The organism is Mesorhizobium sp. M7A.F.Ca.ET.027.03.2.1 (genome assembly GCF_003999175.1).
GTDB lineage: Bacteria > Pseudomonadota > Alphaproteobacteria > Rhizobiales > Rhizobiaceae > Mesorhizobium.
Genome location: NZ_RZOM01000372.1, coordinates 1 through 5,252, shown reverse-complemented (window position 1 = coordinate 5,252; position 5,252 = coordinate 1). Strand labels below are relative to the sequence as shown.

The following is a 5,252-nucleotide window of genomic DNA, read 5'->3' as shown; positions in this document are numbered from 1 at the left end:
CGTCTATCATCCAACCCGCAATTTCGCTGACACGATGCTGAAGCGGCTGGGCGTCGAGGTCGAGTATTACGCCCCCGATGTCGGCGCCGGCATCGCGGCGTTGATCAAACCCAACACCAAGGTGGTGTTCACGGAATCGCCGGCCTCCAACACGTTCGAGGTGCAGGACATCCCGGCCATCGCCAAGGCGGCACACGCCGCGGGAGCCATCGTCATGATGGACAATACGTGGGCGACGCCACTCTATTTCCGTCCGCTCGACCACGGTGTCGACATCTCGATCCATGCGGCGACCAAATACCCGGCCGGCCATTCCGACGTGCTGCTCGGCACGGTGTCGGCCAATGAGAGCTGCTGGACGCACCTCTACGAAAGCTTCTGCACGCTTGGCTGTTGCGCCGGACCCGACGACGTCTACCAGGTGCTGCGTGGCCTGCGCAGCATGGGCGTGCGCCTCGAACACCATCAGCGCAGTACGCTTGCCATCGCCTTCTGGCTCGAGGGCCAGAAGGGCGTGGCGCGCGTGCTCCACCCGGCCCTGCCCAGCCATCCGGACCACGCTCTGTGGAAGCGAGATTTCTCCGGCTCCAGCGGCATCTTTTCCATCGTTCTTGCCGGTGGCGGCCAGAAGCAGCAGCACGCCTTTCTCGACGCGCTGCGGATCTTCGGCCTCGGCTATTCCTGGGGCGGCTATGAGAGCCTTGCCGTACCGGTCTGGCTCGGCGACCGCGTCGTTGCAAAAGCGCCCTATGAGGGTCCGTTGATCCGCCTGCAGATCGGCCTCGAGGACGTCGACGACCTGAAGGCCGACATCTCGCGCGGCCTGACCGCCGCGGCGGCTGCGTAGCGGAATTCTATTCCCTAAAATTGCGGTTTGCCGGATCAGTTTGGCTTTCAAATTCGACGATGCCGCGTCATTGCGGTGCGATCAGCACATTTTCGACTTCCCCTGGAATACCGGCATAGTTTTCGACCCCATGGCTTTCCGCCTTTTTGTTCCCATTCTTGCCGGCGCGACGCTGCGCGAGCGTCTCGTCGCCTGTATCGGCGCGACGATCGGCATTGCACTCACCGGCGTGATCGCCAGCCTTGTGCTCGGCAACGGCCCGCATGTGCCGCTGCTGGTGGCGCCGATGGGAGCGTCGGCGGTGCTGCTGTTCGCCGTGCCCGCCAGTCCGCTGGCACAGCCATGGTCGATCATCGGCGGCAACACGATATCGGCGCTGGTCGGCGTGATCGTGGCGCATTTCATCCACGAAACCGCCCTCGCCAGCGGCATCGCGGTGGCACTGGCCATCGCCGCCATGTCGTTCACGCGCTGCCTGCATCCGCCGGGCGGAGCGGCCGCGCTGACCGCGGTGCTGGGAGGGCCTGCCGTCATCAGCGCCGGCTTCCTGTTTCCATTCGTGCCGGTGGCGCTGAACTCGATCCTGCTGGTGGCGCTCGGCTACGGCTTCCACAGGCTGGCCCGGCGCAATTATCCGCATGTGCCGGCTGCAGCGCCGGCGAACAGCCACGGCACCGGCGATCCGCCGGCGCAACTGCGCGTCGGCTTCCGCTCCGAAGACATCGATGCCGCGCTTGGCGCACTCGACGAGACGTTCGATATCGATCGCAACGATCTCGACCGGCTGCTGCGGCAGGTCGAATTGCAGGCGATGGTGCGCGCGCACAAGACCCTTCTGTGCGAGGACATCATGTCGCGCGATGTCATCTCGGTCGATGCTCACACCTCGACCGAGGCGGCGCGCCAATTGCTGCTTGACCACAACATCCGTACCTTGCCGGTCGTCAATGCGGAGGCCAGGTTGGCAGGCACCGTGGGGTTGCGCGAACTCACCCAGGCCTCCGGGACGGTCGGATCCGTTATATCGCCCGCGGCAACAGCCGCCGCAGGCTTTGCCGCCATGGGTCTGCTGCCGGTGCTCACCGACGGCCGCAGCCATGCGGTCATCATCGTCGACGACGACAAGCGGATTCTCGGGCTGATCACCCAGACCGATCTGTTGGCGGCCACGGCGCGCCTGCAGGCTGCCTGACAAGCCTTCGCTCGCACTGTAGGGTAGCGGCCGCCGGACCCGGCAGAAAATCTTCGGGAACCTTCTGCCGGCGACAGCGTCCAATCTCCCGATCGAGAATCTTGGTTCGGAGATTGGGTTGAGGAAACTGGCGATGCCTGCTGTGTTGACGGCCGTGCCTTCCGCTGTGCCAGGCGAGATGCAGCTTGTGCACCGCGCGCTGGCGCGCGACGGCGACGCCTTCCGCACCATCATCAAGACACATAATCAGCGGCTCTACCGGATCGCGCGCGGCGTCGTGCGCAATAACAGCGAGGCCGAGGACATCGTCCAGGAGGCCTACCTCAAGGCTTTCGCCCATCTCGATGCGTTTCGCGGCGACTCCTCGCTCGCCACATGGCTGTCGCGCATCGTCATCAACGAGGCGCTCGGCCGCCTGCGCAAAAGGCGCAGAACGGTGGCAATGCCGGAAAATCCGCAAGCCGAGATCATCCGGTTCCCCCTCAACCCCAGCGACGATCCGGAACGGACGATGGCGCAAAGGCAGATCCTCCAACTGGTCGAACAGGCCACAGACAGCCTTCCCGACGTCTACCGGACGGTGTTCGTGGCGCGGGTGATCGAGGGGCTGAGCATCGAGGAGACCGCCGATCTCCTCGGCGTGCGGCCGCAAACCGTCAAGACAAGGCTGCACCGCGCCCGCGCCCTCGTGCGCAAGGCGCTGGACGATCAGATCGGGCCGGTGCTGCTCGATGCCTTCCCCTTCGCCGGCCGGCGTTGCGAACGACTGACCAGCGCGGTCATGCGGCGGCTCGGGCTGGAAAGCTGAGCCTCACCGGATTCAATTGATTTTGGCGGGAACGTTTGCCGCTGGCCAGCATCCAATGACCGTCAACCGAAAACATAGTCCGGCGCGATTTTCAGCGTCCGGCGAAGGAGATGCCATGTCCATCCGACACACTGCCGCGCTCGCCGCCCTGCTGCTGCTCGGCACCGCCCCGTTCGCACAAGCCGCCGACAAGCCGACCGATCCGCAGATCGCCCACATCGCCTATACGGCCGGGGTCATCGACGTTGAAGCGGCCAAGCTGGCCATCGAAAAATCGAAGACCAAGGAGGTCGTGGATTTCGCCAACGACATGGTGCGCGACCACGAAGCCGTGAACGTGCAGGCGCTCGATCTGGTGAAGAAGCTCAAGGTCACGCCGGAAGACAACGCCACCAGCCAGGCGCTGACCAAAGCTGCGGCGGAGGAGCGGGCCAAGCTCGCCAAACTCGACGGCGCTGCCTTCGACAAGGCCTATGTCGATAACGAGGTCGCCTACCACAAGCAGGTCAACGGCGCGCTCGAAACCCTTTTGATCCCGTCGGCGCAGAATGCCGACCTGAAGAGCCTGCTGGAAACCGGCCTGAAGATTTTCCAGGGCCATGAGCAGCACGCCGAGCACGTCGCCGGCAGGCTCAAGTAAGGACCGGGAGCATGCCGAAACGCCATCTGTGGATTGCGTTGACGCTGGCCGTCGGTACCGTTCCGGCGCGAGCGGAAACCATCCAGGTCATCATCGACAGGCTGGTGTTCTCGCCAGCCACCGTCGAGGCCAAGGTCGGCGACACGATCGAGTGGGTGAACAAGGATGTGTTCGCCCACACGGCCACCGTGAAAGGCGGCTGGGAAGTGATGATCCCGCCGAAGAAATCCGCAAGCCTGACATTGAAGGCTGCGGGACCGGTCGACTATTTCTGCCGCTTTCATCCCAACATGAAAGGCCGTTTGGTGGTGGCGCCCTGATCCAACGCCAACGAGTGCATTTCGCCCAAAAGTGACCTCGGTTTTGGGAGAACGACATGCATAAAAACAAAGACCTGAAGCGGGTCGCCTTGCCTTTCAGGCGACCCGCTTCAGGCTCGCCTGGCCTCGTCGGGACGCGCGATATGCGTCCACGAGCCGTCATAGCCCGGCTCGCGGCGTGCCATCCAGGCATTCAGCCCTTCGCGCAGATCAGCGGTCGGGGCCATGCGGGCGAACTGCTCGGCCTCGACCAGCAAACCTTCGGCGATGCTCTGGTTGAGGCCGCGGGCCACTGCCGTGAGGATGCCGGCAATCGCCAGATCGGAGTGTCGCAGGATACGCCTGGCCAGGCCGATCGCGGCCGGCATCAATTCGGCATGCGGCACAACCTCGTTGACGAGACCCAACTCAAGCGCCCGCGGCGGCGCAAACCAGTCACCGGTCAACAGCAACTCCAGCGCCCGCTTGCGCCCGGCGAGCCTTGGCAGGCGTTGGGTTCCACCGAAGGTCGGCGGCATTGCGAGGTTGATTTCCGGCTTGGCGAACAAAGCGCGGTCACTGGCGATGGCCAGCGGCACCGCCTCGGTGATTTCGCAGCCGCCACCAAAGGCAATGCCGTTGACGGCAGCGATGACGGGCTTGCGAAACGCTTCCAGCCTCGCCGTCAGCCGTTGCCCGCGCATGACGAAATCACGCATCGCGACATCCACGCCGAGCGCCACGCTGGCCGAGAACTCATGAATGTCGCCGCCGGCCGAAAACGCCCGCTCCCCTGCTCCGGTCAGAATGATCGCACGGACGCTGTCATCGACTTCAATGTCGTCAAGGACCGCAAGCAGGCGATCGATCAGGGCATAGTTCAGCGCGTTGAGTTTTTCCGGCCGGTTGAGGGTGAGGATGGCAATCCCATCCCTGGTTTCGTTTAGGACAAGATCTGTCATTTGGCTCTTCCTTCTCCATCATGCTCATGGCTGGAAGACTATGCCCTTTGTCGCTTGAGTATATTCACTAGTCGGTATACATGAGGTCATGCCTGACACGCAAAGCCCTACCCGCAAACGCATTGTCGATGCCGCGACCAGGCTTTTCTATGCCGAAGGAATCGGTCGTGTCAGCGTCGATGCCGTCGCCGAGGAAGCGGGCCTCACCAAGCGCACGCTCTACTACCATTTCAAGAGCAAGGACGACTTGATCGCCGCCTATCTCGATGGCCGCGACCAACCCAATCTGAAGCGGATGGCCGGCTGGTTCGATGCCGCCGAAGGCGGCGCGGATCGCAAGGTCGAGGCGATCTTCACCAATCTGGCGAGGTCCGCTCGTCACCCGAAATGGAAAGGATGCGGCTTCCTGCGCACGGCCGCCGAACTCGCCTCGATGCCCGGACATCCGGCGGTCAAGGTCGGCGCGCGGCACAAGCTGAATTTCGAAACATGGCTGGCCGGCGC

The 5,252-nt window shown here is 63.7% G+C and carries 7 protein-coding genes; 6 read left to right on the top strand and 1 reads right to left on the bottom strand.

The window, feature by feature from the left end:
* The 5 genes from metC to EN750_RS17315 form a co-directional block, all read left to right on the top strand.
* On the top strand, window positions 1-847 hold an 847-nt coding region (gene metC, locus EN750_RS17335), incomplete at its 5' end, for a cystathionine beta-lyase (protein WP_127397137.1).
* Window positions 848-977: 130 nt separating this feature from the next.
* Window positions 978-2,039 carry an HPP family protein gene (locus tag EN750_RS17330; RefSeq protein WP_127397136.1) on the top strand — a complete coding sequence of 354 codons (1,062 nt, stop codon included), beginning with the start codon at window positions 978-980 and terminating at the stop codon, window positions 2,037-2,039.
* A 133-nt stretch (window positions 2,040-2,172) separates the two neighbouring features.
* Window positions 2,173-2,847, top strand: coding sequence for an RNA polymerase sigma factor (locus EN750_RS17325; RefSeq protein WP_127397135.1), 675 nt, complete (start codon window positions 2,173-2,175; stop codon window positions 2,845-2,847).
* A gap of 115 nt (window positions 2,848-2,962) precedes the next feature.
* Window positions 2,963-3,487: a DUF4142 domain-containing protein gene (locus EN750_RS17320; RefSeq protein ID WP_127397134.1), complete on the top strand. Its 525-nt coding sequence runs from the start codon at window positions 2,963-2,965 to the stop codon at window positions 3,485-3,487.
* An 11-nt stretch (window positions 3,488-3,498) separates the two neighbouring features.
* Window positions 3,499-3,807: a cupredoxin family copper-binding protein gene (locus EN750_RS17315; protein WP_127397133.1), complete on the top strand. Its 309-nt coding sequence runs from the start codon at window positions 3,499-3,501 to the stop codon at window positions 3,805-3,807.
* A gap of 110 nt (window positions 3,808-3,917) precedes the next feature.
* Here the strand turns inward: EN750_RS17315 and EN750_RS17310 are convergent, their stop codons facing one another.
* Window positions 3,918-4,748: a crotonase/enoyl-CoA hydratase family protein gene (locus EN750_RS17310; RefSeq protein WP_127397132.1), complete on the bottom strand. Its 831-nt coding sequence runs from the start codon at window positions 4,746-4,748 to the stop codon at window positions 3,918-3,920.
* A gap of 88 nt (window positions 4,749-4,836) precedes the next feature.
* Between EN750_RS17310 and EN750_RS17305 the strand changes: the two genes are divergently transcribed.
* The coding region (locus tag EN750_RS17305) for a TetR/AcrR family transcriptional regulator (protein WP_145967740.1) at window positions 4,837-5,252 on the top strand (416 nt) is incomplete at its 3' end.